At 72.0% G+C, this 24,827-nt stretch carries 26 protein-coding genes; 4 read left to right on the top strand and 22 right to left on the bottom strand.

Annotated elements, in window-relative coordinates; genetic code table 11:
* Positions 1-47 precede the first annotated feature (47 nt).
* Positions 48-1,271: an ABC transporter substrate-binding protein gene (locus FXF52_RS31760; protein WP_187413839.1), complete on the top strand. Its 1,224-nt coding sequence runs from the start codon at positions 48-50 to the stop codon at positions 1,269-1,271.
* Between the two features lie 93 nt (positions 1,272-1,364).
* A complete protein-coding gene (locus FXF52_RS31755; RefSeq protein ID WP_148802416.1) occupies positions 1,365-2,168 on the top strand; it encodes a sugar phosphate isomerase/epimerase in 804 nt (267 codons plus the stop codon).
* Between the two features lie 12 nt (positions 2,169-2,180).
* On the opposite strand, the gene FXF52_RS31750 is transcribed toward FXF52_RS31755, so the two are convergent.
* The 13 genes from FXF52_RS31750 to FXF52_RS31690 form a co-directional block, all read right to left on the bottom strand.
* On the bottom strand, positions 2,181-3,023 hold the full coding sequence (locus tag FXF52_RS31750) for an enoyl-CoA hydratase (RefSeq protein WP_148802414.1): 843 nt from the start codon (positions 3,021-3,023) through the stop codon (positions 2,181-2,183).
* 19 nt (positions 3,024-3,042) lie between these two features.
* Positions 3,043-4,053: an acyl-CoA dehydrogenase family protein gene (locus FXF52_RS31745; RefSeq protein ID WP_148802412.1), complete on the bottom strand. Its 1,011-nt coding sequence runs from the start codon at positions 4,051-4,053 to the stop codon at positions 3,043-3,045.
* A gap of 4 nt (positions 4,054-4,057) precedes the next feature.
* On the bottom strand, positions 4,058-5,197 hold the full coding sequence (locus FXF52_RS31740) for an acyl-CoA dehydrogenase family protein (protein ID WP_148802411.1): 1,140 nt from the start codon (positions 5,195-5,197) through the stop codon (positions 4,058-4,060).
* A 22-nt stretch (positions 5,198-5,219) separates the two neighbouring features.
* Positions 5,220-6,419 carry an acyl-CoA dehydrogenase family protein gene (locus FXF52_RS31735; protein ID WP_148802429.1) on the bottom strand — a complete coding sequence of 400 codons (1,200 nt, stop codon included), beginning with the start codon at positions 6,417-6,419 and terminating at the stop codon, positions 5,220-5,222.
* A gap of 23 nt (positions 6,420-6,442) precedes the next feature.
* Positions 6,443-7,429: an NADPH:quinone oxidoreductase family protein gene (locus tag FXF52_RS31730; protein ID WP_148802409.1), complete on the bottom strand. Its 987-nt coding sequence runs from the start codon at positions 7,427-7,429 to the stop codon at positions 6,443-6,445.
* A 10-nt stretch (positions 7,430-7,439) separates the two neighbouring features.
* Positions 7,440-8,228 carry an enoyl-CoA hydratase family protein gene (locus FXF52_RS31725; protein ID WP_148802407.1) on the bottom strand — a complete coding sequence of 263 codons (789 nt, stop codon included), beginning with the start codon at positions 8,226-8,228 and terminating at the stop codon, positions 7,440-7,442.
* Positions 8,218-8,652 (bottom strand): MaoC/PaaZ C-terminal domain-containing protein, encoded by a 435-nt coding sequence (locus FXF52_RS31720; RefSeq protein WP_148802405.1) that lies wholly within the window; start codon positions 8,650-8,652, stop codon positions 8,218-8,220. The genes FXF52_RS31725 and FXF52_RS31720 overlap by 11 nt, the downstream gene beginning before the upstream one ends.
* Positions 8,649-9,119 (bottom strand): MaoC family dehydratase N-terminal domain-containing protein, encoded by a 471-nt coding sequence (locus tag FXF52_RS31715; protein ID WP_148802403.1) that lies wholly within the window; start codon positions 9,117-9,119, stop codon positions 8,649-8,651. The genes FXF52_RS31720 and FXF52_RS31715 overlap by 4 nt, the downstream gene beginning before the upstream one ends.
* 16 nt (positions 9,120-9,135) lie before the next feature.
* On the bottom strand, positions 9,136-9,924 hold the full coding sequence (locus tag FXF52_RS31710) for an SDR family oxidoreductase (protein WP_148802401.1): 789 nt from the start codon (positions 9,922-9,924) through the stop codon (positions 9,136-9,138).
* Positions 9,917-10,792 carry an SDR family NAD(P)-dependent oxidoreductase gene (locus FXF52_RS31705; protein WP_148802399.1) on the bottom strand — a complete coding sequence of 292 codons (876 nt, stop codon included), beginning with the start codon at positions 10,790-10,792 and terminating at the stop codon, positions 9,917-9,919. Before FXF52_RS31705 ends, FXF52_RS31710 begins: the two co-directional genes overlap by 8 nt.
* Before the next feature lie 205 nt (positions 10,793-10,997).
* The gene (locus tag FXF52_RS31700; protein WP_222870780.1) at positions 10,998-12,053 is read right to left on the bottom strand and encodes a nitronate monooxygenase family protein; all 1,056 of its coding nucleotides are present in this window, start codon (positions 12,051-12,053) and stop codon (positions 10,998-11,000) included.
* Between the two features lie 44 nt (positions 12,054-12,097).
* A complete protein-coding gene (locus FXF52_RS31695) occupies positions 12,098-12,892 on the bottom strand; it encodes a CoA-transferase subunit beta (protein WP_255472540.1) in 795 nt (264 codons plus the stop codon).
* Positions 12,889-13,749 carry a CoA transferase subunit A gene (locus FXF52_RS31690; protein WP_148802395.1) on the bottom strand — a complete coding sequence of 287 codons (861 nt, stop codon included), beginning with the start codon at positions 13,747-13,749 and terminating at the stop codon, positions 12,889-12,891. Before FXF52_RS31690 ends, FXF52_RS31695 begins: the two co-directional genes overlap by 4 nt.
* 169 nt (positions 13,750-13,918) lie before the next feature.
* Between FXF52_RS31690 and FXF52_RS31685 the strand changes: the two genes are divergently transcribed.
* On the top strand, positions 13,919-14,464 hold the full coding sequence (locus tag FXF52_RS31685) for a nuclear transport factor 2 family protein (protein WP_187413838.1): 546 nt from the start codon (positions 13,919-13,921) through the stop codon (positions 14,462-14,464).
* Positions 14,465-14,479: 15 nt separating this feature from the next.
* Here FXF52_RS31685 and FXF52_RS31680 read toward each other — a convergent pair whose 3' ends face one another.
* The 6 genes from FXF52_RS31680 to FXF52_RS31655 form a co-directional block, all read right to left on the bottom strand.
* The gene (locus FXF52_RS31680; RefSeq protein ID WP_148802391.1) at positions 14,480-14,995 is read right to left on the bottom strand and encodes a nuclear transport factor 2 family protein; all 516 of its coding nucleotides are present in this window, start codon (positions 14,993-14,995) and stop codon (positions 14,480-14,482) included.
* 34 nt (positions 14,996-15,029) lie between these two features.
* Entirely contained in the window at positions 15,030-15,770 is a 741-nt protein-coding gene (locus tag FXF52_RS31675) for an SDR family NAD(P)-dependent oxidoreductase (protein WP_148802389.1), read from the bottom strand.
* Between the two features lie 62 nt (positions 15,771-15,832).
* On the bottom strand, positions 15,833-17,038 hold the full coding sequence (locus tag FXF52_RS31670) for an MFS transporter (RefSeq protein ID WP_148802387.1): 1,206 nt from the start codon (positions 17,036-17,038) through the stop codon (positions 15,833-15,835).
* Between the two features lie 5 nt (positions 17,039-17,043).
* Positions 17,044-17,817, bottom strand: a complete 774-nt coding sequence (locus FXF52_RS31665) for an SDR family oxidoreductase (protein WP_148802385.1) — start codon at positions 17,815-17,817, stop codon at positions 17,044-17,046.
* Positions 17,817-18,968 (bottom strand): acetyl-CoA C-acetyltransferase, encoded by a 1,152-nt coding sequence (locus FXF52_RS31660; protein WP_148802383.1) that lies wholly within the window; start codon positions 18,966-18,968, stop codon positions 17,817-17,819. Before FXF52_RS31660 ends, FXF52_RS31665 begins: the two co-directional genes overlap by 1 nt.
* Positions 18,969-19,075: 107 nt before the next feature.
* On the bottom strand, positions 19,076-19,885 hold the full coding sequence (locus FXF52_RS31655; RefSeq protein WP_148802381.1) for an enoyl-CoA hydratase/isomerase family protein: 810 nt from the start codon (positions 19,883-19,885) through the stop codon (positions 19,076-19,078).
* Positions 19,886-20,068: 183 nt separating this feature from the next.
* On the opposite strand from FXF52_RS31655, the gene FXF52_RS31650 reads away from it, so the two are divergent.
* Positions 20,069-21,304 (top strand): low temperature requirement protein A, encoded by a 1,236-nt coding sequence (locus tag FXF52_RS31650; RefSeq protein ID WP_187413837.1) that lies wholly within the window; start codon positions 20,069-20,071, stop codon positions 21,302-21,304.
* Between the two features lie 134 nt (positions 21,305-21,438).
* On the opposite strand, the gene FXF52_RS31645 is transcribed toward FXF52_RS31650, so the two are convergent.
* The 3 genes from FXF52_RS31645 to FXF52_RS31635 all read right to left on the bottom strand — a co-directional run bounded on the left by FXF52_RS31645 (position 21,439) and on the right by FXF52_RS31635 (position 24,681).
* Complete coding sequence (locus FXF52_RS31645; RefSeq protein ID WP_148802376.1) at positions 21,439-22,575, bottom strand: RNA-guided endonuclease TnpB family protein; 1,137 nt, start codon at positions 22,573-22,575, stop codon at positions 21,439-21,441.
* 140 nt (positions 22,576-22,715) lie between these two features.
* Complete coding sequence (locus FXF52_RS31640; RefSeq protein WP_148802374.1) at positions 22,716-23,453, bottom strand: DinB family protein; 738 nt, start codon at positions 23,451-23,453, stop codon at positions 22,716-22,718.
* Positions 23,454-23,706: 253 nt separating this feature from the next.
* On the bottom strand, positions 23,707-24,681 hold the full coding sequence (locus tag FXF52_RS31635; protein WP_148802372.1) for a YafY family protein: 975 nt from the start codon (positions 24,679-24,681) through the stop codon (positions 23,707-23,709).
* Between the last annotated feature and the right edge of the window lie 146 nt (positions 24,682-24,827).

Genomic DNA, 24,827 nt, shown 5'->3' with positions numbered 1-24,827 from the left:
GCGCTTGCTACATTCGTGGCCGGCATCGGAACCTAAGGAGAGCCTTCGTGCGGAAGCGACTCGGTGTAGTTCTCGTGGCCGCCGCCCTGGCGGCGACCGCTTGCAGCCCCGACCCTGACGCGGATTCCGCTGACGCCAGCGGGGGAGATCAGCCTTACCGGATCGTCCAACTTGTGGGTCTGAGCCAGCCCGGACCGTCCGCGCTGAACGCGCAGGCCGCGTCCGAGGGGGTCAAGGCGGCCGTCGCCGTGCTGAACAGCAAGGGGGGGATCCTCGGCCGCAAGGTCGAGTTGGAAATCATCGACGAGGGCGGAAACCCGACCACCGCCGTGACCAAGCTCCAGGAGCGGCTCGCCAAGGGCCCGAAGCCGAACCTGGTGCTGCCGGGCAACACCAGCGCCGAAGCGCTGCCCATGGCCCCGATCCTCACCGAGGCGGAGATCTTCTCCGTCCAGCAGGCCAGCGCCTCCGCGCTCGACGACCCGGCCAAGTTCCCGTACCTGTTCAAGACCCCACCCGTCCCCGAGACCTGGGCGAAGTCGCTGGCCGACTATGCCAAGTCGAAGGGCGCTACCAAGATCGCGATGATCGCCGGCAAGGACGCCTTCGCGCAGGCGACCGCTGAGGCGACGCGCAAGGCGATCGCCGACGCCGGCCTGACCCTCTCCGGAGACGAGACCTACACCGCCGAGGACCTCGACGTCACCGCCCAGCTCGAGCGACTGCGGGCGACGAAGCCGGACCTGCTGTTCATGCAGGGGGCCGGTGCCTCGGTCGGCTACGTACTGCAGAGCCGGCTGAAGATCGGCTGGACCGACATCCCCCTGGTGGCCGACTCCACCTCGGCGACCACGTCGTTGCTCAACCACGGGGCACCCGACGGCCTCGTCGGGACACCCGCCGCGCAGAACGTCAGCGTCCAGATCGTGTCCGCGGCGGTCAAGGGGCACCAGGGAGCCAACCCGGGCAGCCTGGACACCATGATCACGGCGCTGAAGAAGGAGGGCGAGATCAAGCTGCCGCTCAACGTCTACTACGCCTACGACGCGGTCATGCTGGCCGCCAAGGCGGCGGAGAAGGCCGGCACGATCACCGACGCCAAGGCCGAGGCCAAGGCCCTGGAGACGTTCACGCCGCAGGAGACCGGCCTGTGGGCGCTGGGCAAGTACACCTTCACCGCCACCTCGCACGGACCCGCCGTCGACGTCTCGTCGGTGGCCATCATCCCGGCGGCGGTCCTCACCGAGGGGCAGTACGCGACCGCCTCCTGACGACCGACGCGGCCCCGGCCCAACCCGCCTGTGCGGGACGGCCGGGGCCGCGGCCCATCAGCGATCCCCGGACCCGGAGACGAGGTGGCGACGATGACAGCCGGGCAACCCATCTCCGTCAACGGGGTTGCCGCCCTGGGCCGGCCCCTCGCCGACGAGCTGGCGATCTACCGGGAAGCCGGCGCCGAGCTCATCGGACTGCCCGCGGGCAAGCTGGAGCAGATCGGCTGGGCCACCGCGCTGGACGAGGTCAGGGCCAGCGGCCTGACCGTGGCGTACCTCTTCATGCCGCTCACCTGCCACCCGAGCGACGACGCGGGTTGGGCTGCGCAGGCGCGCACGCTCGCGGCGGCGCTGGACGCGGCGGCGGCGCTCGGCGCCGGCACCCTCTACCTCACCAGCGGCCCGTCCGGTGAGCTGAGCTGGGAAGAGGCGGCGGACTCGCTCGCCGAGCGGCTGGCCCCGGCGATCGGGCGGGCCGCGCGGCTCGGCGTCGCGCTCGCGGTGGAGAACACCATGTCCATCCGCGGCGACCTGAGCTTCACGCACACCCTCCAGGACGCGGCGGCGCTGGCCCGGCGGCTCGACATCGGGCTCTGCGTGGACCTCTACTGCTGCTGGCAGGAGCGGGGGCTGGTCGACACGCTGCGCGCCGAACTCGACCGGGTACGGCTGGTCCAGGTCAGCGACTTCCGGTTGGGCACGCTGAGCCTGCCCAACCGCTGGGTGCCCGGCGACGGGGACATCCCACTGGAGCGCCTGCTGCGGCAGCTCACCGGGCTCGGCTACCACGGCCTGCTCGACCTGGAACTGCTCGGCCCGGCGATCGAGGCGGAAGGGACGCCGCAGGCGCTGGCCCGCGCCGTCCGATGGCTCACCTCCCGGCTCGGCCGCTGACGCCGGCGCGCCTCAGCCCTGCTTCATCGAGCGCGCGGTCTGCCCGGCCAGCGAATCCCCCCCGACCTCGGCGTTGTGCGCGTGCGCGGCGTGGTGCAGGCCGAAGACCGAGTCCATGCCGGCCCGCAACCCCATCAGATCCTCCGCCTGGTTGACCGCCTTCTTGGTCAGCGCGAGCCCCAGCCGCGGCATCTTCGCGATCCGCCCGGCCAGCGCGAACGTCTCGTCCTCCAGCGCCGCCCGGGGCACCACCCGGTTGACCATGCCCAGGGCCAGCGCCCGCTCGGCGCCGATCCGGTCCCCGGTGAACAGGAACTCCTTGGCGAACCGCGGGCCCATCACCCACGGATGGGCGAAGTACTCCACGCCGGGGATACCCATCCGCACCACGGGGTCGGCGAAGAACGCGTCGTCGGCGGCGACGATCAGATCACAGCACCAGGCCAGCATCAGGCCGCCGGCCACACAGGCGCCCTGCACCATCGCGATCGTCGGCTTGGGCAACTCACGCCAGCGTCGGCACATCCCGAGGTACACCTCGGACTCGCGGGCGTACCGGCTCTCCACGCCCTGCTTGCCGACGTGGTCCCACCAGAGGCCGGCCCGCCGCTCGAACGACGTGTCGACGTCCCGGCCGGGGGTGCCGATGTCGTGCCCCGCCGAGAAGTGCTCGCCCGCCCCGGCCAGCACGACCACCTTCACGCCGTCGTCCCCGGCGGCCCGGTAGAACGCGTCGTCCAGCGCGTACGTCATCGCCGAGTTCTGCGCGTTGCGGTACCGCGGCCGGTTCATGATCACCACCGCGACCTCGCCCCGCTGGTCGTAGGTGACGACGTCGCTCTCGGTCTCGGTCACGGTGTGCTCCTTGTCGAAATCAGTGGAGGGGAAGGGTGCCGGTACGGGCCAAGCCCAGGTGCTCCGCGATCCGGGCCCGGTGCCAGGCCGCCGAACCCCAGTCCGCGGCGAGCGCCCAGGCGCGCTTGGCGTACAGGTGCAGGTCGTATTCGGTGGTGTAGCCGATGGCGCCGTGGCACTGGATCGCGGTGCGGGCCACCAGCTGGGCGGCCTCCGAGGCCAGCGCCTTGGCCAGCGACACGTCGCGCGCCCGGTCCGGGTCGCCGGCGGCCACGGAGAATCCGGCGCGGGCCACCGCCGGGGCGGCGAACTCCACCTGCAACAACGCCGAAGCGAGGTGGTGCTTGACCGCCTGGAAGCTGCCGACCGGCACCCCGAACTGGGTACGCGAGCCGGCGTACTCGACGGTCAGCTCCAGCATCCGCCGGGACAGCCCGATCAACTGGGCCGCGGCACCGAGCACCCCGCGCTGCCAGGCCCGCTCGACCACCACCGGGTCGTCGACCGTGCCGAGCACGGTGCCCCCGCCGATCCGGCACAGGTTCGCGGCCGGGTCCACCGCCGGCACCGGCTCGCGGCGCGCGTCGGACAGGCCGACGATCTCGACCGGTCCGCTGCCGCCCCAGCCACCCCGGACCAGCAGGCCGCCCCGCTCGGCGAACCGGACCGGACCGGTGCCGGTCGGGTCGGCGGCGCAGGCCATCCCGCCGGCGAGCAGCCGGTCGGCCAGGCCGGCGGCCTCGAACAGGGCCGGCGCGACGCCGACCGTCTCCAGCACCGGCAGCGGGGCCGCGGCCCACCCGGTCTCGGTCAGCAGCGGGACCAGGTAGTTTTCGTCCAGGCCCAGGCCGCCGGAGCGCTCCGACAGCAGCAGCCCGGGCGCGCCGAGCTCGACCAGCCCGCGGTCCAGCGCGTCGATCGCCGGTGCGTCCGGCGTGGACCGGACCACGGCGGGCGGGCACAACCGTTCCATCAGCTCGTGCACGACCTCGCGCAGGTCCTGCTGTTCGGCCGTCAACGCGAACCGCATGCGATCACTTCCTGGGCAGGCCGAGCACCCGCTCGGCGACGATGTTGCGTTGGATCTCGTTGGTCCCGGCGTAGATCGGTCCGGCCAGCGAGAACAGGAATCCGCGGCTCCATGGGTTGTCCGTCTGCCCCTGCGGGCCGAGCAGCTCCAGCGCCGCCTCGTGTAGCCGGATGTCCAGTTCGGACCAGTAGAGCTTGTTCAGGCTGGACCGCGCCCCGGGGGAGCGCCCCTCGACGAGGTCGGTGACCTGCGCCAGCGTGAACAGTTGGTACGCCTGAGCCTGCATCCACACCGCGGTGACCTGGTCGACGAGCGGATCGGTGGCGGCCTCCGGGTGCGCGGCGGCGAGCTCGACCAGGCGGTCCGCGGCCCGCAGGAACCGGCCGGGCGAGCGCAGGGTCAGCCCCCGCTCGGATCCGGTGGTCGCCATCGCCACTTGCCAGCCCTGGTTCACCGCGCCGAGCACCGCGCTGTCCGGCACGAAGGCGTCGTCGAAGAACACCTCGGCGAAGCCCTCGTCGCCGTCGAGCCGTTCGAAGCCGCGGACCGTCACGCCCGGGGTGTCCAGCGGCACGAGGAAGTACGTCAGGCCGCGGTGCCGCTGGGCCGCCGGGTCGGTGCGGAACAGACCGAACAGGTGGGTGCAGAACGCGCCCCGGGTGGTCCAGGTCTTCTGCCCGGTCAGCCGCCAGCCGCCGGCCTCGTCGTCGCGCTCGGCCCGGCTGCGGATGCCGGCCAGGTCGCTGCCGGCGCCGGGTTCCGACCAGCCCTGGCACCACAGGTCCTGCGCGGCCGCCATCCGGGGCAGCAGGGTGTCGCGCTGCTCCGTCGTGCCGAACTCGAACAGCGTGGGCGCCAGTAGGAAGATGCCGTTCTGGGTCACCCGCTGCGGCGCGCCGGCCCGGTAGTACTCCTCCTCGAAGATGAGCCACTCCCAGAGTGAGGCGTCGCGTCCGCCGTACTCCTTCGGCCACGAGACCACCGCCCAGCCGGCGGCGTACAACTCCCGCTCCCATTCCAGGTGCCGGGCGAAGCCTTCGCGGGTGTCGCCGGAGGGCAACGGCTCGGCCGGCACGTGGGCGGCCAGCCACTCCCGCGCCTCCGCCCGGAATGCCTCCTCGGATTCGCTCCAGGTCAGGTCCATCGCAATCTCCGTCGTCTCGCCGTCAGCGATACCGGCGTAGCTCCTGGCGAGCCACCGTCCGGATGTGCACCTCGTCCGGCCCGTCGGCGATCGCCAGGATCCGCGCGCTGGCCCACATCCGGGCGATCGGGAAGTCCTCGGTCACCCCGCCGCCGCCGTGCGCCTGGATGGCCCGGTCGAGCACCGCGCGGGCCACCCGGGGCGCCACCACCTTGATCGCCGCGATCTCGGTGGCCGCGCCCTTCGCGCCCACCCGGTCGATCAGCCATGCGGTCTTGAGCACCAGCAGTCGGGCCTGCTCGATCTCCATCCGGGACTCGGCGATCCAGGTCCGCACCACGCCCTGGTCGGACAGCGGCCCGCCGAACGCCACCCGCGACATGGTCCGGCGCACCAGCAGCTCCAGGCCGCGCTCGGCCATGCCCAACGTCCGCATCGCGTGGTGCACCCGGCCCGGCCCCAGCCGGGCCTGCGCGATGGCGAAGCCGTCGCCCTCGCCGCCGAGCAGGTTCGTCACCGGGACCCGTACGTCGGTGAACCGGATCTCGCAGTGTCCGTGCTGGTCGTGGTAGCCGAAGATGGGCAACGAGCGGACGATCTCGACGCCCGGCGTGTCGACCGGGACGAGCACCATCGACTGCTGCCGGTGCGGCGCGGCGCTGGGATCCGTCTTGCCCATCACCACCAGCAGCTCGCACCGCGGGTCCGCCGCGCCGGTGGTCCACCACTTGTGTCCGTTGATCACGTACTCGTCGCCGTCCCGCGTGATCGAGGTGCTGATGTTGCGGGCGTCGGAGGAGGCGACCCCGGGTTCGGTCATCGAGAAGCCCGACCGGATCCGCCCGTCCAGCAGCGGCGCCAGCCAGCGGGCCTGCTGCTCCGGCGTGCCGAACAGGTGCAGCAGTTCCATGTTGCCGGTGTCCGGGGCCGCGCAGTTCAGCGCCTCCGGCGCGAGGTACGGCGATCGTCCGGTCAGCTCGGCCAGGTAGGCGTACTCCAGGTTGGACAGCCCGGACAGGTCCGGCAGGAAGAGGTTCCACAGGCCCCGGCGGCGCGCCTCGGCCTTCAGCTCCTCGACCACCGGCGGGAGGGTGTGGCTGCGCGGGCCGGCCTGCTCCAGCTGCGCGGCGTACACCGGCTCGGCGGGGTAGACCCGCTCGGCCATGAACTCCTCGAGCGCCGCCAGCAGCTCGCGGGCCCGCGCGCTCGGACCCAGATCCATTCCCGCGTACGCCGTCGCGGTGGTCACGGCCGCTCCCCGATGGTCAGGACGATCTTTCCCAGTGCGCCACGGTTCATCACGGTGGCCAGCGCGGCGGCGGCCTCGGCCAGCGGGAAGCACCGGTCCACGTGCGGCCGCAGCAGGCCCGCCGAGTACCACTCCAGCAGCCGGGACATGTTCTCCGCGTTGGCCCCGGGATGCCGGCCGGCCCAGGCGCCCCAGAGCACGCCCAGCAGCTCGCCCTCCGTCAGCAACAGCCGGTTCATCCCGACCCGCGGGATGTCACCCGAGGCGTACCCGACGGTCAGGTAGCGGCCGCCCCAGGCCAGCGCCCGCACCGCGGCCTGCGCCGCCGAGCCGCCGACCGGGTCGTAGACCACGTCCACCCCGGCGCCGCCGGTCACCTCGTTCAGCCGCGCGGCCAGGTCCTGCTCGCGGTAGTCGATCAGCTCGTCGGCCCCGTGCGCGGCGCAGAGCCGCAGCTTCTCCGGGCTGGACGCGGCCGCGACCACCCGGGCGCCGAGCACCTTGCCGATCTGCACGGCGGTCAGCCCGACCCCGCCGGCGGCGCCGAGCACCAACAGCGTCTCGCCGGCCCGCAGCCGCGCCCGGTCCACCAGACCGTGGAACGACGTGCCGTAGACGACGGGGAAGGCCGCCGCGTGGCCCAGGTCCATCCCGTCCGGGATCCGGTGCACCCGCTCGGCCGGTACAGCGACCTGCTCGGCGTAGCCGCCGATGCCGCAGAAGGCGGCGACCCGGTCACCGGGGGCGAGTCCGGTCACCCCGTCGCCGACCGCCCGCACGGTGCCGGCCACCTCGCACCCCGGGCTGAACGGCAGCGCGGGCTTCGTCTGGTACGTGCCGGCGACCATCAGACCGTCCGGGAAGTTCACCCCGGCGGAGCGGACGTCCACCACGACCTGGCCCGGGCCGGCGACCGGGTCCGGCACCTCGGCCTCGACCAGGTTCTCCGGCCCACCGAGGGCGCGGCACAGCATGGCCTTCATCCGTGTCCCCTCAAGCCGTGGATCCGGAGGGCCCGCCGAACTGGTCGCGGATACGGTCGGCGACCCCGGCCAGGTTGAGCTCGAAGGTGAAGCTCTGCTCGAACCGGTAGCTGCGGTTGACGTCCCACAGGTCGATGCCGTTGAGCGACGCCTTCGCCGCACGGATCACCGTCGGGTCCTTCGTCGCGATCTGCCGGGCCAGCTCCAGGGCGGCGTCCCGCAGCCGCGCCGTCGGCACCACCGCGTGCACCGACCCGTAGGCGTGCAGTTCGGCGGCGGTCGCGGTGGCCGCGGTGTAGACCATCGCCCGCATCCGGTGCTGCGGCACCAGCCGGGCCAGGTGCGTCGCCGCGCCGAGCGCGCCCCGGTCCACCTCCGGCAGGCCGAAGGTGGCGTCCTCGGCCGCGACGATCATGTCGGCGTTGCCGACCAGGCCGATCCCGCCACCCAGACAGAAGCCGTTGACCGCGGCGATGACCGGCACCGGGCACTCGTAGACCGCCTTGAACGCCGCGTAGCAGCCGCGGTTGGCGCCGAGCAGCGCGGTGAAGCCCTCGGTGCGCTGCATCTCCTTGATGTCCACGCCGGCGTTGAAGCCGCGCCCCTCGGCGCGCAGCACCACCACGCGTACGGCCTCGTCGGCGCCGGCCGCGTTGAGCGCGTCGGCGACGGCGAACCAGCCGGCCACCGGCAGCGCGTTGACCGGTGGGTTGTCCATGACGATCTCGGCGATGCCGTCGGCGTCGACGGTCAGGGTGACGATCCGGCGATCGGCCGCCGGGGACTGTTCACGCGACATCGGTCGCCTCCTGCTCGCGTTGCGCCGCGTCCGGCACCACGAATGTCGACCACACCGTGACCGCCGTGCCACCGGTCTGGCGGCGGCAGGTCAGCTCCACGTCCACCCGGCGCTCGCCGTCCTGCTCGTACTCGCGCACCACCTCGCCGTGGCAGGTCAGCGTGTCGCCCGGCCAGACCTGCTCGAGGAACCGGATGCGGAAGCCGCGCACGTTCTCCGCGCCGAGCCAGTCCGTCGCGTACGTGCCGAGCAGGCCGGCCTGCCACATTCCGACGGAGAACGGGGTGGGGAAGCCGGCCGCCCGGGCGAACTCCTCGTCGTGGTGGATCGGGTTCATGTCGCCGGACGCGCCCTGGTAACGCACGAAGTCGGTGCGGGTCACCGGCCCGACCGTCCAGGGGGCGGGCGCCGCTGGAACGCTCATGCCATCGCCTCGTCTGCTCGTGACTGCTCCGCCGGTGGGCGTGCGGTCTCGACGCCGGTCAACCGGCCTCGGGCCACCAGTCGGCCGGTCTCGTCCCGGAACTCGGTGACCATGACGGCGAAGGTCAGCTCGCCGCCGCGGCGGCCCTGCTTGGTGTAGATCTCGCTGATGTGCGACTGGCAGGTCAGCCGGGTACCGGCGCGTGGCGGCGGGCCGAAGAAGGTGTACTCCTGCTCGGCGTGCAGGCCGCGCCGCTGGTCCAGCTCGACGGCCGGCCAGGGGTCCGCGTCGCCGGACTGCCAGAAGAACGTGGTGGTCAGGAACGTCGGCGGGACGACGGGCCGCTCGGCGTCCAGGTATGCGGGACTCGTCGAGCGGGTGGCCCGCGCGAACTCGCGGATCTTGCCGCGTTCCACATCCATGCGGAACGGGGCGCCCCGGGTGCCGACGGCGTCGGGATTGGCCATCTGATGCTCCTCCGGCTCAGGGGTGCTGGCTGCTGACCGAGACGATCTCGCCCGTCATGTACGACGAGTAGTCGCTGGCCAGGAAGACGAATACGTTGGCGACCTCCCACGGCTCCGCCGCCCGGCCGAAGGCCTCCTGGGACGCCAGTTCGGCGAGCAGGTCGTCGCTGGTGGCCCGGGCCAGGTGGGGGTGGACCGCGATGCTCGGCGCCACGGCGTTGACCCGGATGCCGTACTTGGCGACGTCCATGGCCGAGCACCGGGTCAGCGCCATCACGCCGGCCTTCGCGGCCGCGTAGTGGGCCTGCTCGGCCTGGGCGCGCCAGCCGAGCACCGACGCGTTGTTGATGATCACGCCGCGGCGGCGGGGCACCATGTGCCGCAGCACCGCCCGGGTCACCTTGAAGGCGGAGGTCAGCGTGACGGCCAGCACGGTGTCCCACTGCTCGTCGGTCATCTCCACCACGCTGGCCATGCCGCCCAGGCCCGCGTTGTTGACCAGTACGTCGATGCTGCCGTACTCGGCGGCGACGGTGTCCACCAGATGGTCGATCTGCTGCTGGTTCGTCACGTCGCAGGGCACCGCGAGCGGCCGGGCGCCGGTCAGCTCGGCCAGCCGGTCGGCCGCCTCGGCGAGGCGCCGCTCGTGCCGGTCGCTGATCGCGACCCGGGCGCCCTCCTCGGCGCAGCGGCGGGCGGTGGCGTACCCGATGCCGGTGCCGGCGGCGGCGGTCACCAGCACGGTCCGGCCGGCCAGCAGATTGTGAGCGGGGCCGGCCCAGCCGGCCGTGGTGGGTTCAGACACGCGCGCGCAACTCCTTGTCGATCTCGGCCACGGTCCAGCGGGTGCCCCGGTCGACGCTCCAGCCGTAGCTCCAGCCCACAAACTGCCTGATCTCGCCGCCCTTGGCGTAGTAGACCGCGCCGTTGGCCGGGCAGTCCGCGGTGAGCAGCCAGGCCACCAGCGGGGAGACGTTGCCGGGGTGGTAGACGTCGAAAGCCGCCGGGTCGGCCGGCGCGGCCACCATCTCGCCGATGCCGGGCAGGTCCTGGGTCATCCGGGTACGGGCGACCGGCGTGACCCCGTTGACCCGCACGCCGTACCTGGCGAGTTCCTGGGCCAGGATCACGGTCAGCGCGGCGATGCCGGCCTTGGCCGCGCCGTAGTTGGTCTGGCCGACCGCGCCGATCAGGCCGGAGGTCGAGGGGACGTTGACCACCGCGGCGTTCGGCTGGCGGCCCGCCTTGGACTCGTTGCGCCAGTGCTCGCTGAAGACCCGGGCGGGCGCGAAGGTGGCACGCAGCTGCCCCCGGATCACCGCGTCCCAGTCCTCCTCGGACATGTTCACGAACATCCGGTCGCGGAGGATGCCGGCGTTGTTGACCAGTCCGTGCACCGCGCCGAACTCGCCGAGCGCCAGCTCCAACAGCTCCCGGGCGCCGGCGAGGGTGGCGGCGTCCGCCGAACTGGCGACCGCCTGCCCGCCCGCCGCCCTGATCTCGGCGGCGACGGCCCGGGCGACCGCCGGATCGGCGTTGCGGCCGTCGGCGTCGGCGCCCACGTCGTTCACCACGACCCGGGCCCCCTCTGCGGCGGCGAGCAGGGCGTGCTCCCGGCCCAGGCCCCGGCCCGCGCCGGTGATCACCACAACGCGGTCGTGCAGTGCGGACATGGGCAATCCTCCTAGCAAGCGCTTGTTTGGTTAGGCTAGTGGCCGCCGCACCCGCCGTCAATGCCGGCGTCCCACTCGTGGACCGGCACGGCCGGCAAGGGGGCGGCCGCGGCGACGGCGGGTCGGAGGCCGGCGCGGCGATCCGGGAAGTGACGTGTCGAGGCGGCGCCACGGGGGCACCCGCCGGGGCGCCGCTACCGGGAGGTCACGCCCCGAGGCGGCCCAGCACCGCTGCCGCCTCGGCCATGATCCGGTCGATCAGCTCCTGGCAGCTCGGCAGGTCGTCGATCAGGCCCACCACCTGGCCGGTCGCCATGATGCCGAGGTCGGTCCGGCCTTCCAGGAGCGCGGCTCGGTAGAGCATCGGAGCGTTGGCGGCCATCACCACCTGGCTCCAGGTCAGCTCGTGGCCCCGCTTCATGGCCAGGCCCTCACGGACCATGTCCGACCACCGGCTGCCCGACAGCTTCCGGAAGGCGACCGCGTTGCGGGCCGCCCGGATCAGCCGCCCGGCACCGGACGTCTTCTCGATCTTGTCGATCGTGCCGGCCCGCAGCACCCGTTGCGGCACCCCGTCGACCTCCCGGGTGAGCACGGTGTCGGTCACGGTCTTCGAGAGGTAGACCTCCTTGACGGCGGGCGCGACCGGGGAGTCGGTGGTCAGCAGGAACCGGGTGCCCATGGCGATGCCGGCCGCGCCGTACGCGAGCGCGGCGACCAGGCCGCGGCCGTCGAAGAAACCGCCGGCCCCGATCACGGGAATGTCCACCGCGTCGACCACCTGCGGCAGCAGGAGGCTGGTCGGCACGCCACCGGTGTGGCCGCCGCCCTCACCGCCCTGCACGATCACCGCGTCCACGCCCCAGGCCGCGACCTTCTCGGCGTGGCGGCGGGCCCCGATCGACGGCACCACCACGAGCCCGGCGTCCTTGCATTTGCCGATCAGGTCCTGCCGAGGCGCCAGCGCGAACGAGGCGACCCGCACCCCGGCCGAGATCAGCAGGTCGATCCGCCGCTCCACGTCGGGCTGGTCGGCGCGGAGGTTGACCCCGAACGGTCGGTCCGTCCGGGCCTGCACCGCGTCGATCGCGGCGGCGAGTTCCTCGTACGACAGCAGGCCGGCGGAGAGGATGCCGAGGCCGCCGGCGTTGGCGGTGGCGGCGGTCAGGCGAGGGTCGGAGACGTAGCCCATCCCGGTCTGCACGATCGGGTAGCGCACCCCGAACAGCTCACAGGCCCGGGTGTGCAGCGCCGACGGGATCGGAGCGTCCTGGGGCACCGTCGTGCCATCTCCCGAGGGCCGGGTCATCCGGCCACCTCGCGGTCGCGCAGCCCGCGCGGGTCGAGCACCTCGCGGATCAGCCGCAGCTCCGCCGCGGAGGGCTGCCTGGTCTGCGGCACCTCGTCGCCGGCCTCCAGCGGAAAGCCGGTGGCGTCCTGCACTTGCGCCACGGTGACGCCCGGGTGGACCGAGGCGAGGCGGAGCGTGCCGTGTTCGGGGTGGTAGTCGAAGACGGCCAGGTCGGTGACGACCCGGCGCAGGTCGTGGTAGCGGCTCGCGCCCGGCCCGGCCTGCGCGGCCCGGTCGTTGCCCACCCCGGAGACCATGTCGACCCGCGGCACGAACACCCGCGTGCTGTGCCGGGGAACCCAGTAGCTCGTCGGGTGGCAGACGGTGTTGCCCGGGGCGCCCCGCACGCCGAGGAGTTGCACCTTCGGCCGCCGGTAGTCGCCGACCGCCGAGATGTTCGTGTTGCCGTACCGGTCCACCTGGCTCGGGATCATCATCACGTGCCGCTTGCCGTGCCACACCAGATCGAAGATGGTGCGGAACGGGGCCCACGCCTCGACCTCGCCGGTCGCCGGCGTGCCGACCGGCCAGGTCCCGCGCACCAGGTACGACTCGCCGTCAGAGATCAGCAGGTCGGGGGAGAAGGTCTCCCGGGCCAGCCGTACGCCGATGGCGGGGATGGTGCCGAAGGCGCTGGCCAGCATCTCCCCGCTGTTTCGGAAGGCGTCGGCGCAGGCGACCACGCACACCTCGGCCCGGCTGGCGACGGCGTCGTTCGCCTCGGCCCGCGGGTCCATCACGTTCGTCATGCCGACACCTCCTGGCGGCGGGCCACGGCCGCCTGGTAGTCCGCCTCCGAGCCGGCCAGGTAGCGGTCCCGGAACGCCTGCCAGGCGTCCGGTCCGGCCGCCGAACCGGCGTACTCCCGCTGGAAGTCCTCGTCCCGGTCGTAGTCCGGGGTGCACGAGGTGAAGTGGGCGCCGTTGGGAGCCTCGACCACACCGGTGACCAGCAGCCGGTTGATCCGGAGGGTGGCCGGGTGCGCCACCGCGGTCAGCTCGGCGGTCGGCACGATCTTCTCGCAGGACATGTACGCCTGCTCGGCGGCCATGCAGTACAGGTCGTCGAAGTACGGGTCCGGCCCGAGGAACTGACCGTTGCCGTGGATGTCGGCCCGGTTCATGTGGATCAGCGCGGCGTCCAGGTGCAGCGGCGGCATCGCCACCACCTCGTCACCACCGTAGGGGTCGGCGACGGTGCGCAGCTGCGGGTTGTGGGTCAGCACGTCCGAGCCGAGGCCGGCGCGGGTGGGCAGGAACGGCAGCTTCAGGCCGGCCGCGTAGAGCCCCCACTGCAGCATGCCCTCGTCGTACTCGACGACCTCGATCGCGCCCGCCTGGCGCGCGGCCCGGAAGTGCGGGTCCAGGGCGATCGAGTCCAGCGAGACGAAACCGAAGACGAGCTTGCGGATCTTGCCGGCCGCGCAGAGCAGCCCGATGTCGGGGCCGCCGTAGGAGACCACGGTGAGGTCCCGCAGGTCGGACCGGAGGATCTCCCGGACCAGGGCCATCGGTTTGCGCCGGGACCCCCATCCGCCGATCCCGATGGTCATCCCCGAGGTGAGCCGGCTGACCACATCCTGCGCGGTCATCCGTTTGTCGGCCATCTGCAGCTCCCGATTCTCTCCGCACCGTAGCAAGCGCTTGGTTGGCACCATAGCAGTCGCGGCCCGCCCGTCAACATCTGTCGCGGCGGGCGTCCCGCTGATACGGTGCTGCCAACCAAATGCTTGCTTGAGAATCGGCCCCCGTGGCCGCGTCGTCCAGGAGGGCCTGGTGACTGATCTCGCCGCCCGCATCGACCGGCTGGAGTCGGTCGAGCAGATCCGCCAACTGGTGTCGCGCTACGCGCTCGCGCTGGACAGCCGGGATGTCACCGCCCTCGCCGCGCTCTTCGCCAGCGACGTACGGGTGGGCGACGGCCGGGTCGGCCGGGCTGCCCTGGCCGAGTGGTTCGACGGCATCCTGCGGCCTTACCGCGTCACGTTCCACATCGTCGGCAACCACGTCATCGACCTCACCGGCCCGGACTCCGCCGACGGGCTCGTGTACTGCCGACCCGAGCACGAGGTGGGCGACCAGTGGATCGTGATGCCGGTGATCTATCACGACCGCTATGTCCGCGAGGCGGACGGCAGATGGTACTTCCGCAGCCGCAAGCCCAAGCCCTTCTACGCGGCGGACATCCGGGAGAGCCCGCTGCGGGTGCCGGGACGGTTCCACTTCCCGGACAACCCGTACCTCACCGGGTCCAGTCTGCCGGAGAGCTGGCCGAGCTGGCGGCGGTTCTGGGGCGAGAGCGACCCGCCGGCGGTGGGCTGACCGGCGCTGCCCGGCTCATGACGCAAGCCGGGCGAGCAGCGCGTACAACGGGTCGCGGCGGTCACGGAAGCCGGTCGGGCCGGGCGCCTCGCGCGGTGCCCACCGGCCGGCCTCCGACCGGGTCCACTCCCGTACCGCCCAGCGCTCCGCGATGGCCCACCGGCCGGCCCGGCGGGTCATCAGATCCACGTAGCGGAAGCCGCTGGTGAAGTTGAGCCTCGGGTCGTCGGCCGGCTCCCCCCAGTGCACGGCGGTCCCGTACGTCTCGACCACCGCCCGGTCGCCGTGCAGCTCGGCCAGGTGGTTGCCGACGATGTGCATCGTGCCGGTGAGCCGGCGCAGCAGCGGCTCCACCCACGCCAGGAACTCGTCGACCGGGCCGTCGAAGCCGGTGTGGTGGTCGACCCCGTCGGGATGGTACGCCGACCTGACCAGATCGAGGTCGAGCCGGTCGATACCGCGGCAGTACCGCAGCACGACCTCATGGATGCGCTGCCGGTCGGCCAGCTCCGTGGCCTGGGTGCCGGACATCCGGCGACTCCTCTCCCGCCCGCCTGCGGCGCGGTTACTGGGTGACGGTCCAGCCGCCGTCGACCGGCAGGAAGACCCCGTTCACATAGCTGGCCAGTGGGGACAGCAGGAACAACACGGCGTACGCGATGTCATCCGGCGTGGCCATCCGATGCAGCGGAATCCGGCCCAGCACCCGCTGCCCGACCTCGCTCTCGGCGAAGCCGGCGAGTCGCGGGGTGTCGGTCATCCCCGGCGCGACCGCGTTGCTGCGCACCTCGTCGCTGCGGTACGCCGCGAGGTGGCGGGTGTAGCCCATGATCGCTGCCTTCGCCGCGCAGTACCAGTCGGAGGCGGTGCCGACCAGATTGCCGGCGACGGACGCGATGTTGACCAGCGCCGCGCCCTCCGGCGCCCCGCCGGTCAGCCAGGTGTCGGTCACCCGCCGGACGCTGCCGATGGCGATCCGTAGCGCCTCGTCGAACTCCAGCTCCACCGCGGAGGACGGGCCGGCGTTGTTCACCAGGTAGCGGATCACACCGAGCTCCCGGGCGCGAGCGAACGCCGCCGCGACGGCTCCGGGGTCGCTGGCGTCGGCGGTGATCGCCACGGCTCGGCCACCCGACCGCTCGATCCGTTCCACCGTGGCCCCCGCGCCCGCCGGGTCGAGGTCGACAGCGGCGACGGCCAGTCCCATCTCGGCGGCCCGGGTCGCGATCGCCCGGCCGATGCCGCTGCCGGCGCCGGTGACCAGCACGACGTCGCCTGGGGTGAAGCCGAACTGCGGCACGCTCATCGGGTCTCCTTCGGCGTCCTATCAAGCGCTTGCTCGGACGGTAGGCCGGTTGCCGGCACGCGTCAAGCCCGAGTGCGGCGGGCGCCCAGCGCGAGGGCCAGACCGGCGAGGCTGGCGACCACCCCGTAACCGGCGAAGGCCCAACCGGCGCCGACCAGCCGGACCAGACCGCCGAGGCCCAGGCCGCCGAAGGGGAGCAGCCCGCCCCAGCAGACGAAGTACAGGCTCATCACCCGCCCGCGCTGGGCGTCGTCGACCAGGTGCTGAAGGATCGAGTTGATCGAGGTCATGATCGACAAGGTGAGCCCACCACCGAGGATCATCAGCACGGTGAGCAGCGGGAACGACGGCACCACGCCGAACAGCGCCATCACCACTCCGAGCACCACGAGCTGGACCGCCGCCGGGACGGGGCTCAGCCCCCGGCCCCGCCAGGCCACTGAGAGCACCCCGATGAGCGAGCCGATGCCGCCGAGGGTCACCAGGGTCGGGAAGGTGGACTCGCTGTCGCCGCCGACCCGCGCCGCGATCAGCGGGAGCTGCGCCAGATAGGCCGAACCGAAGACGGAGGTCGCCGCGACGATGCCCAGCGCCGGGAGGGCCGGGTGCCGCGCGCGTACATGATGGAACGCGGCGGCGAGCCGGCGCCGCGCCGACTCACCAGACGCCGCCCGCACCGGCCGCGCCGCCGGTCCGCCCGCACCGAGCCGGCCAGCCAGCGCCGCGGCGCCGAGCGACAGCACCGCGTAGACGCCGAACGCGCTGGCCGGGCCGCCGATCAGCAGCACCGGACCGACCAGCGCGGGGCCGGTGATCCGGGCCAGGTTCAACCCGGCCGACTGGAGCGGCACCGCACTGGCCAGGTCCTCGTCCGGCACCACGGCGGCGATCAGGGCCTGGCTGGCCGGAGAGACGATCGTGATGACACAGCCGGCCAGGAAGCTGAGCACCATCACCGCCGGCGTCGACATGACCGCCAGCGTGGCGAGCAGGGTGGCCGCCACCGCCAGCAACGACGCGGCCGCCTGAACGGAAACCATCAGACTCCGCCGGTCCATGCTGTCCGTGAGCATGCCGGCGGGCAGCGAGAAGAGCAGGTACGGCGCGAAGCTGCAGAAATAGAGCAGACCCAGGGCCAGCGGGTCGTTCCCGGTCCGGTGGGCCACCTCCCACTGGAACGCGACCGACGAGATCCAGTACCCGAGCTGCCCGAGAATGACCACCGCCCACAGCATGCGGAACGGTGGGTGCCGCAGCGCGCGGAACACTCGGCTTAACTGGCGGTGGGCCGTGCGGCGAGGAACCGGGCCGGTATCTCGCCGCCGCCGTCGACCAGCAGCTCCGTGCCATTCACGTAGTCGGCGAGCGGTGAGCTGAGGAGCAGGCAGGCGGCGGCGACATCGGCCGGGGCCGCCATCCGCCCCAGCGGAATCGTCGCCGCGACCGCCTGCACCCCTTCCTCGTCGCCATAGTGCAGGTGCGCCAGCTCGGTCCGCACCAGGCCAACGGTGACCTGATTGACCCGCACCCGGGGTCCGAACTCCAGCGCCAGCGCTCGGGTCAGGGTACTCAGCCCGGCCTTGGCCGCCGAGTACGCCGCGGTGCCCGGAGCCGGGTCGCGCCCCGCGACGCTGCCGATGTTGAGGATCAGCCCGCCCTCGGGTTGCCGCTGCATGACCGCGTTGGCGGGCTGCGCGAGGAAGAAGGGAGCCAGCAGATTCAGCGAGACGACCGAGCTGATGAACCGAGGGGAGACGGTTGCCGCGTCGGCCATGGGCGAGCCGCCGGCGTTGTTGACCAGGATGTCGAGCCGGCCGAACCGCGCGACCGCGGCGTCGACCACCGCCGCGGCCTGCTCGGGCTGTCGGATGTCGGCCTGGACGAACTCCGCGCCGCGCCCGCCGCCGGCCGGCAGTTCGTCCACGACCGTACGGCCGCAGACCAGCACCTGCGCACCGGCCTCGAGATACCGGCGGGCGATCTCCGCGCCGATGCCGCGGGTGCCGCCGGTGACGATCACGGCCTTGCCGGTCAGGTCCGGATCCATCAGAGCCTCTCGATGATCGTGACGTTCGCCTGGCCGCCGCCCTCGCACATCGTCTGCAGGCCGTACCGGCCACCGGTGCGCTCGAGCTCGTGCAGCAGGGTGGTCATCAGCCGCGCGCCGGTCGCGCCCAGCGGGTGCCCCAGCGCGATCGCTCCGCCGTTGACGTTGACCCGTTCCGGGTCCGCGCCGGTCTCCTTGATCCAGGCGAGCACCACCGAGGCGAACGCCTCGTTGACCTCGAACAGGTCGATGTCCGCGATCGACAGGCCGGTGCGGGCCAGCGCGTGGGCCGTGGCCGGGATGGGAGCGGTCAGCATCCAGACCGGGTCGGCACCGCGTACCGACATGTGGTGGATCCGGGCGCGCGGGCTGACCCCGTGCTCCCGGACCGCCCGCTCGGACATCACCAGCAAGGCGGCGGCACCGTCGCAGATCTGACTCGCGACCGCGGCGGTGATGCTCCCGCCTGGCTCGAGCGGCTGGAGGTCGGCCATCTTCTCCAGCGAGGTGTCCGCCCGGGGGCAGGTATCGACCGTGGCCTCGTCGAGCGGAAGGAGTTCGCGGTCGAACCGGCCCTCGGCGATTGCGGCCAGTGCCCGCCGGTGGCTGCGGAGCGCGAACGCCTCCATCTCCGATCTGCTCGCGCCCCACTTCTGCGCGATCATCTCTGCCGAGCGGAACTGCGAGACCGGCTGGTCGCCGTAGCGGCGGCGCCATCCGGACGAGCCGGAGAACGGGTCCGGGAAGCCGAACTGCGCGCCCGTGGTCATCGCCGCCGAGATGGGGATCGCGCTCATGTTCTGCACGCCCCCGGCAACGACGATGTCGGCGGTGCCGCTGAGCACCGCCTGGGCGGCGAAGTGCACCGCCTGTTGGGACGAGCCGCACTGCCGGTCGACCGTGACCCCGGTGACGTGGTCCGGCAGGCCGGCGGCGAGCCACGCCGTGCGGGCGATGTCCCCGGCCTGCGGGCCGAGGGTGTCCACGCAGCCGAACACGACGTCGTCCACGGCGGCGGGATCCACCCCGCTGCGCGACATCAGTCCGGAGATCACGTGGGCGCCCAGATCCGCGGGATGCACCCCGGCCAAGGCGCCACGGCGCCGGGTCACCGGCGTGCGGACCGCCTCGACGATGTAGGCCTCCGTCATGCCTGTCCTCCGATCCGCGACCGCACGGCGGGTGCGTCTCGCCCAACTCCCTGCCGGAGCTTACCAAGCGCTTGATTGGTTACTGCTGGGCTGTGTCGTGACGTACCTCACCGCTCACCCGGCCCCGCCGCGTCCGGGACCGGCCCGCCCGGCGCGTCCGGTGCCGGCGCGGCCCATCGTGGTGCGCGCTTCTCGACGAAGGCCGCCATCCCCTCGGCCGCATCGGGCCCGGCGAGCAGGGCCACGGTGGCGGCGCGGTTGCGGGCACGCAGCGAGGCCGGATCCATCGAGAGGGACCGGTACATCAGATCCTTGGTGGCGCGGACGGCCGCCGGCGAGTGCCCGGCGACCCGCTCGGCCAAGGCGAGCGCCGCCGGCAGCAGCTCGACCGCGGGCACCACGCGGTTGACCAGGCCCAGTTCGTACGCGCGTGCGGCGCCGAGCGGCTCGCCGGCCAACCCGATCTCCAGCGCCACGGCCAGCGGGACGCGCTGCGGGAGCTCGGTCCCGCCCTCGGTGGCGGCGATGCCGAGTGAGACCTCCGGCAGCGCGAAATACGCGTGCTCGGCGGCCACCCGGAGGTCGCAGGCGAGTGCCAGCTCGAAGCCGCCGCCGACCGCCGCTCCGTTGACCGCGGCGATGACCGGCAGCGGGTAGCCGTCCCGGAGCAGGTGCAGCGGGCTGGTTGCCGGGTCGGGCATCCCGGCCTCAGCCACCGCCTTCAGATCCAGCCCGGCGCTGAACGCCCGCTCGCCGGTGGCGGTGAGCACCGCCGCCCGTACTTCCGGGTCGGTGGCCGCCGCGGTCAGGCCGGCGGTCAACGCCGACAGGGTGGCGTGGTCGAGGCAGTTCCGCACCCGCGGCCGGTCGATGGTGAACACCATGACCTGGCCGTGCCGCTCATGCCGAACGGTCATGTCGCCCCTCCCCATCCCCGTCGGCGGAGCATACCAAGCGCTTGCTTGATAGGGGAGTGGCCGGGACCCCGACGCGGCGCATCAGCGCAAGCACGCGAACACGCGAGTGAGGTACGCGTCCGTGGCTTCCCTCCGAGTGTAGGACGTTCAACCCTCCGTGTGCCGGGGTTGGATCGGGCGATTATGAGCGGTGTGAGCGGTATGGGCGGTCGGGAGGGCGGCGGACAGGGTCCAGACCTGTTGCAACGCCGCGAGGACGTGCGGCAGGCCAACTTCCTGGAACTGTTCGTCGACCTGGTGTTGGTGTTCGCCCTGGCCGGGGTGGTCAACCGGGTCGCGCGGGACATCGTCAGCGACGACGTGCTCGCCCGTTGGCGGGCCATGGCCTACATGCTCGTGCTGTCGCTGCCGCTGATCTGGTTGTGGATCACGACCGCGCACATCACCAGCTGGTTCGACCCGCGCCGCCGCAAGATCCAGTACATCGTGCTGGCCAGCGCCTTCGGACTACTGGTCATGTCGTCGTCGCTGCCATCCGCGTTCATCGGCCGCGGCTTGGCGTTCGTGCTGCCGTACGTGATCCTGCAGTTGGGCCGGCCCCTCATCCTGATACCCACGCTGCGCGGACACCCCCTGCAACAGCTCTACCGCCGGTCGCTGCCCTGGAACGTGGTCTCGGCGGGAATCTTCTTCGCCGGCGCCGCCGTCAGCGGCGGCGCCCGGGCCGCCCTGTGGGGAGCCGCCGTGACCGTGGACATCGTCGCCGCGCAGCTACGCTGGCCGGCACCGGGGAGGCCCGAACCGCCGGTCAGCGCGTGGGCCACGGACAGCAAACACCACCTGCCCGAGCGATACCAACAGTTCCTGATGATCGCCCTCGGGGAAACCGTGCTCGCTGTCGGCACCACGTTCACCAGCCAGCCGATCACCCTGGCCACCTCCGCGCTGCTGGTGGTGGCGTTCCTGTCGACAGTGCTGCTGTGGCGCATCTACTTCTACCGCTCCGGACAGGTCCTCGCCGAAGCCCTCGCCACCGCCCGGGACAGGGACGCCGCCGGCCGCGCCACCGGCACCGCCCACGTCCTCATGGTGCTCGGCATCGTCGCCACCGCCGTCGGCTTCGAGGCCGTGCTGAAACACCCGGCAGGCCTGCCTGAACCCGCGTGGCTCATCACGAGCCTCGGCGGCCCGGCACTGTTCCTCTACGGCCGCATCCGTCTGGAACGCATCGTGTTCAACCGGCTCTCGCTCCGCCGCGTCGTCGCCATCGCCGCACTGGCAGCCGCCGCCATCCCCCTGGACTTCGCCCCGCCGCTCGTTGCTCCGGTCGTCGCCGGGCTCGTACTGCTCGCCGTCGCCCTCGCCGACGCCCACCGTGCCGCTGGCCGTCCCCCGGAGGCCCCCTCCCCGGCGCACTAGTTGTAGTGACCTTGACATCCTCCCGGCCCTGAAGGGACCGGGATTCTCACGGTCGCCCGTGAGGTTTCCTGTTTCATCGCCGATTGCCCTGCCGGGAGGTTCCCTTGAGGTCTTACATCAGCTCCGCAGGCGTTTTACCTCTCCGCCAGCCCGGCGGCGAGGATGTTCTTGGCAGCGTTGATGTCCCGGTCGTGCTCAACCCCGCAGCCGGGGCAGGTCCAGGAGCGGTCGTTGAGGGCGAGGGTGGTGTTGATCCATCCGCACGCCGAGCAGGTCTTGCTCGACGGCAACCACCGGTCGACGGGGACCACCTCACGCCCGTACCACTGGGCTTTGTACTCCAGCATGCTGCGGAACTGACCCCAGGCCGCATCAGAGATGACACGGGCCAGACGCCGGTTGCGGAGCATGTTCCGCACGCTGAGGTCTTCGATCGCGACCGTTTGAGTCTCACGGACGAGTCGACTGGTCAGCTGGTGCAAATGGTCCCGACGCCGGTCAGCGATACGCGCATGGATCCGGGCCACCTTCAGTCGGGCCTTCGCCCGGTTCGCGGAGCCCTTCTGTTTGCGGGCCATGTTCCGCTGCGCCTTGGCCAGCTTCCGCCGGTCGGCCTGCCCGTACCGCGGGTTGGCCACCTTGCCCTGCTCATCGCTCACCCCGCTGATCGGGCGCGACAGGGTGAGCAGACTGGTGATACCCGCATCCACCCCAACCTCCGCCGCAACGGGCGGCAGCGGCTTCACCGTCGGGTCCTCCACCAGCAGGGACACGAACCAGCGTCCGGCAGCATCCCGAGACACCGTGACCGTGGACGGTTCCGCCCCTTCGGGCAGGGGCCGCGACCACACGATGGCCAGCGGCGCGGTCATCTTGGCCAGGGTGAGCCGGCCGTCACGCCAGCGGAACGCGGAACGGGTGTATTCGGCCGACGCCCGCGATTTGCGCTTGGACTTGAAGCGCGGGTACCGGGCCCGCTTGTCCCAGAACGCCACGAACCCGGCCTGCAGATGCCGCAACGTCTGCTGCAACGGCACCGACGACACCTCGTTCAGGAACGCCAGCTCATCGGTGCGTTTCCACTCCGTCAGCCACCCCGACGACTGCACGTACGTGGTGCGCTGACGGTCGACCGCCCACGCCCGGGTACGGGCCTCCAACGCCCGGTTGTACACCAGACGCACGCACCCGAAGGTGCGGTTCAACTGCGCGGCCTGTTCAGGGGACGGATAGAAGCGGTACTTGTAAGCCCGCTTCACCACCCCACCCACGCCCCACACCCTACCAACCGTCCACATAAGACGATCACCGAAGGGAGGGAGCGGCGTTTCCTCCCGGCCGTAAACGACCGGGTTTCCACGCCGCAAATCCGATGACTCAACAGCGCGACATATCGGCGTGGGGCGTCTGGTCAACCCAACGCGTCGAGATCGCGGACGGCGAAGCTGTGGTGTGCCCACTCCTCGTTGAAGATGACCCGCAGGCACGCCGATGCGGCGCGAGGGCCGGGCGACGGCCAGCCGGGCGGGGCGTTCGGCTCGCGTACGCGGTCCAGGTCCTCCTGGGTGACGGTGGCGAGGAACTCCCGTACCTCGGTCATGCGGCCGGCCCGGACCGCCACCACCTCGGCGAAGCTCGGATCGGCACCCATGTCGATGCCGAGGTCCGCACCGTTCGTGATGAACGTCGCCGGCAACCCGAGCGGGTGGTACGGCCGTTCCCGGCCCAGTACCGCCTGACCGAACCACAGGTCGGTCGCCATCACCAGATGCCGCAGTGTCTGGACGAACGACCACTCCCCGTCGACCGACCGGTGCAGATCCTCCTCCGGCAGCAACTCCGCCCGCGCCATTGTCGGCGCCCAGAGCGCCTCCACGGTTTCCCACGCGGTACGCATACCGTCCGGTGTGGACGGACGCAGCTTCGTGCGCTCCGGGTACGTCCGGTCCAACTCGGCCTCGATCAGCGGTGCCACCTCGACGCCGTTGACCCGCAGCCCGTCGATGACCCCGTCGATGTCGGCGCCGTTGAGCAGGGCTCCCCTGATCCGGGTACCGCTCAGATCCACCTCGCGGAACACGCTGCCCGCGAAGTTCGTCCCGATGAACTCGGTGCCGCTCAGGTCGCCGGGTCCCGCGTAGGTGGCCATCGCCGGATCGTAGTACCCGGGACCGACAGCGACCGGCGTACCGCGTCAACGGAAACGGCCCGTACGGGCACAATCCGCCCCCCCAGGAACGGGAGAAACCGGACGTTCCCGCGAATGCAACTGCAGGCGCTGGCACTCGACGGTCAGACCCGAAAATCCAATGGTGCCTGGGCAGGCGGCAGCACCCGGCGCAGCGCAGCGGAGCCGGGTTCGTGTGGACGGGTTAGGCGGCTTCGGGTTCGGCGATGATGGCCTAGGTCTCCTGCGGCCGTGGCTCGGTGGCGCGGTGGTAACGGCCGGCGAGTGCACGCACGAGTTCGACGAGCTCCGCGGGCTCCGTCACGGTGAAGTCGACGCCGAGCAGGCCGAGGTGAACGGCGAGCGCCTCGATGCTGTCCGCGCCGGTGTCCAGCCGGCAGTGGGTGTCGTCGATCGGTGTGATGGTGCCGATGGCGGCGTTGATCCGCTCGGCGAGCTGTTCGGCCGGTGCGTGCACGACGACCTGGGCCCGGTGCCGCCAGGCGGCCGAGGACACGCCCCGGCGTACCTGGTCGACGGCTTCCTCGGGGAGATCGCGGGGGGTGAATCGGGGGCCTGTTGGGGTGCGTGGGTGGAGCCGGTCCACCCGGAACGTCCGCCAGTCGGCCCGCTCGACGTCGAACCCGACGAGGTACCACCGGCGTCCCCAGTTGACCAGCCGGTACGGTTCCACCTCGCGCCGGCTCTCGGAGCCGTCGTGGCTTCGGTAGTCGAATCGCAGGCGCTCGTGGTCCCGGCAGGCGGTGGCGAGGGCGCTCAGCGTGTCGGCGTCCACCCGCGGGCCCAGGTCGTCTCGGGGCACCGCTACGGCGTACTGCTGGAGGGCGTTGACACGGCGCCGGAGTCGGGCCGGTAGCACCTGCTCCAGTTTGGCCAGTGCGCGCAGCGAGGTCTCCTCGACTCCGGTGATCGTGCCCCCGGCGGCGGTGCGGAGCCCGATCGCCACCGCGACCGCCTCCTCGTCGTCGAGCAGCAGGGGCGGCAGTGCGGCGCCGGCGCCGAGTCGGTAGCCGCCTACCGCGCCTCGGCTGCCGTGCACCGGGTAGCCGAGGTTTCGCAGGCGTTCCACGTCGTTGCGGATGGTGCGGGTGGTGACCGCCAGCCGCTCGGCCAGTTCGGTGCCGGTCCACTCGCGGGGCGTCTGGAGTAGCGAGAGCAGGCGCAGCAGCCGCGCCGAGGTTTCCAACATTCTTCGGAGTCTGCCAGGGCATTAGGAACGGAACTTGCCTAATTCGTTCCTACGCTGATGACCATGACGAACGACAGCACGATCGCCCCGTTCCGCATCGACGTCCCCCAGGCCGACCTCGACGATCTCCAGCAGCGGCTGGCCTG

Source organism: Micromonospora sp. MP36, from assembly GCF_008119785.1.
In the GTDB taxonomy this organism is placed as follows: domain Bacteria; phylum Actinomycetota; class Actinomycetes; order Mycobacteriales; family Micromonosporaceae; genus Micromonospora.
This window is presented reverse-complemented; position numbering and strand designations above follow the sequence as displayed.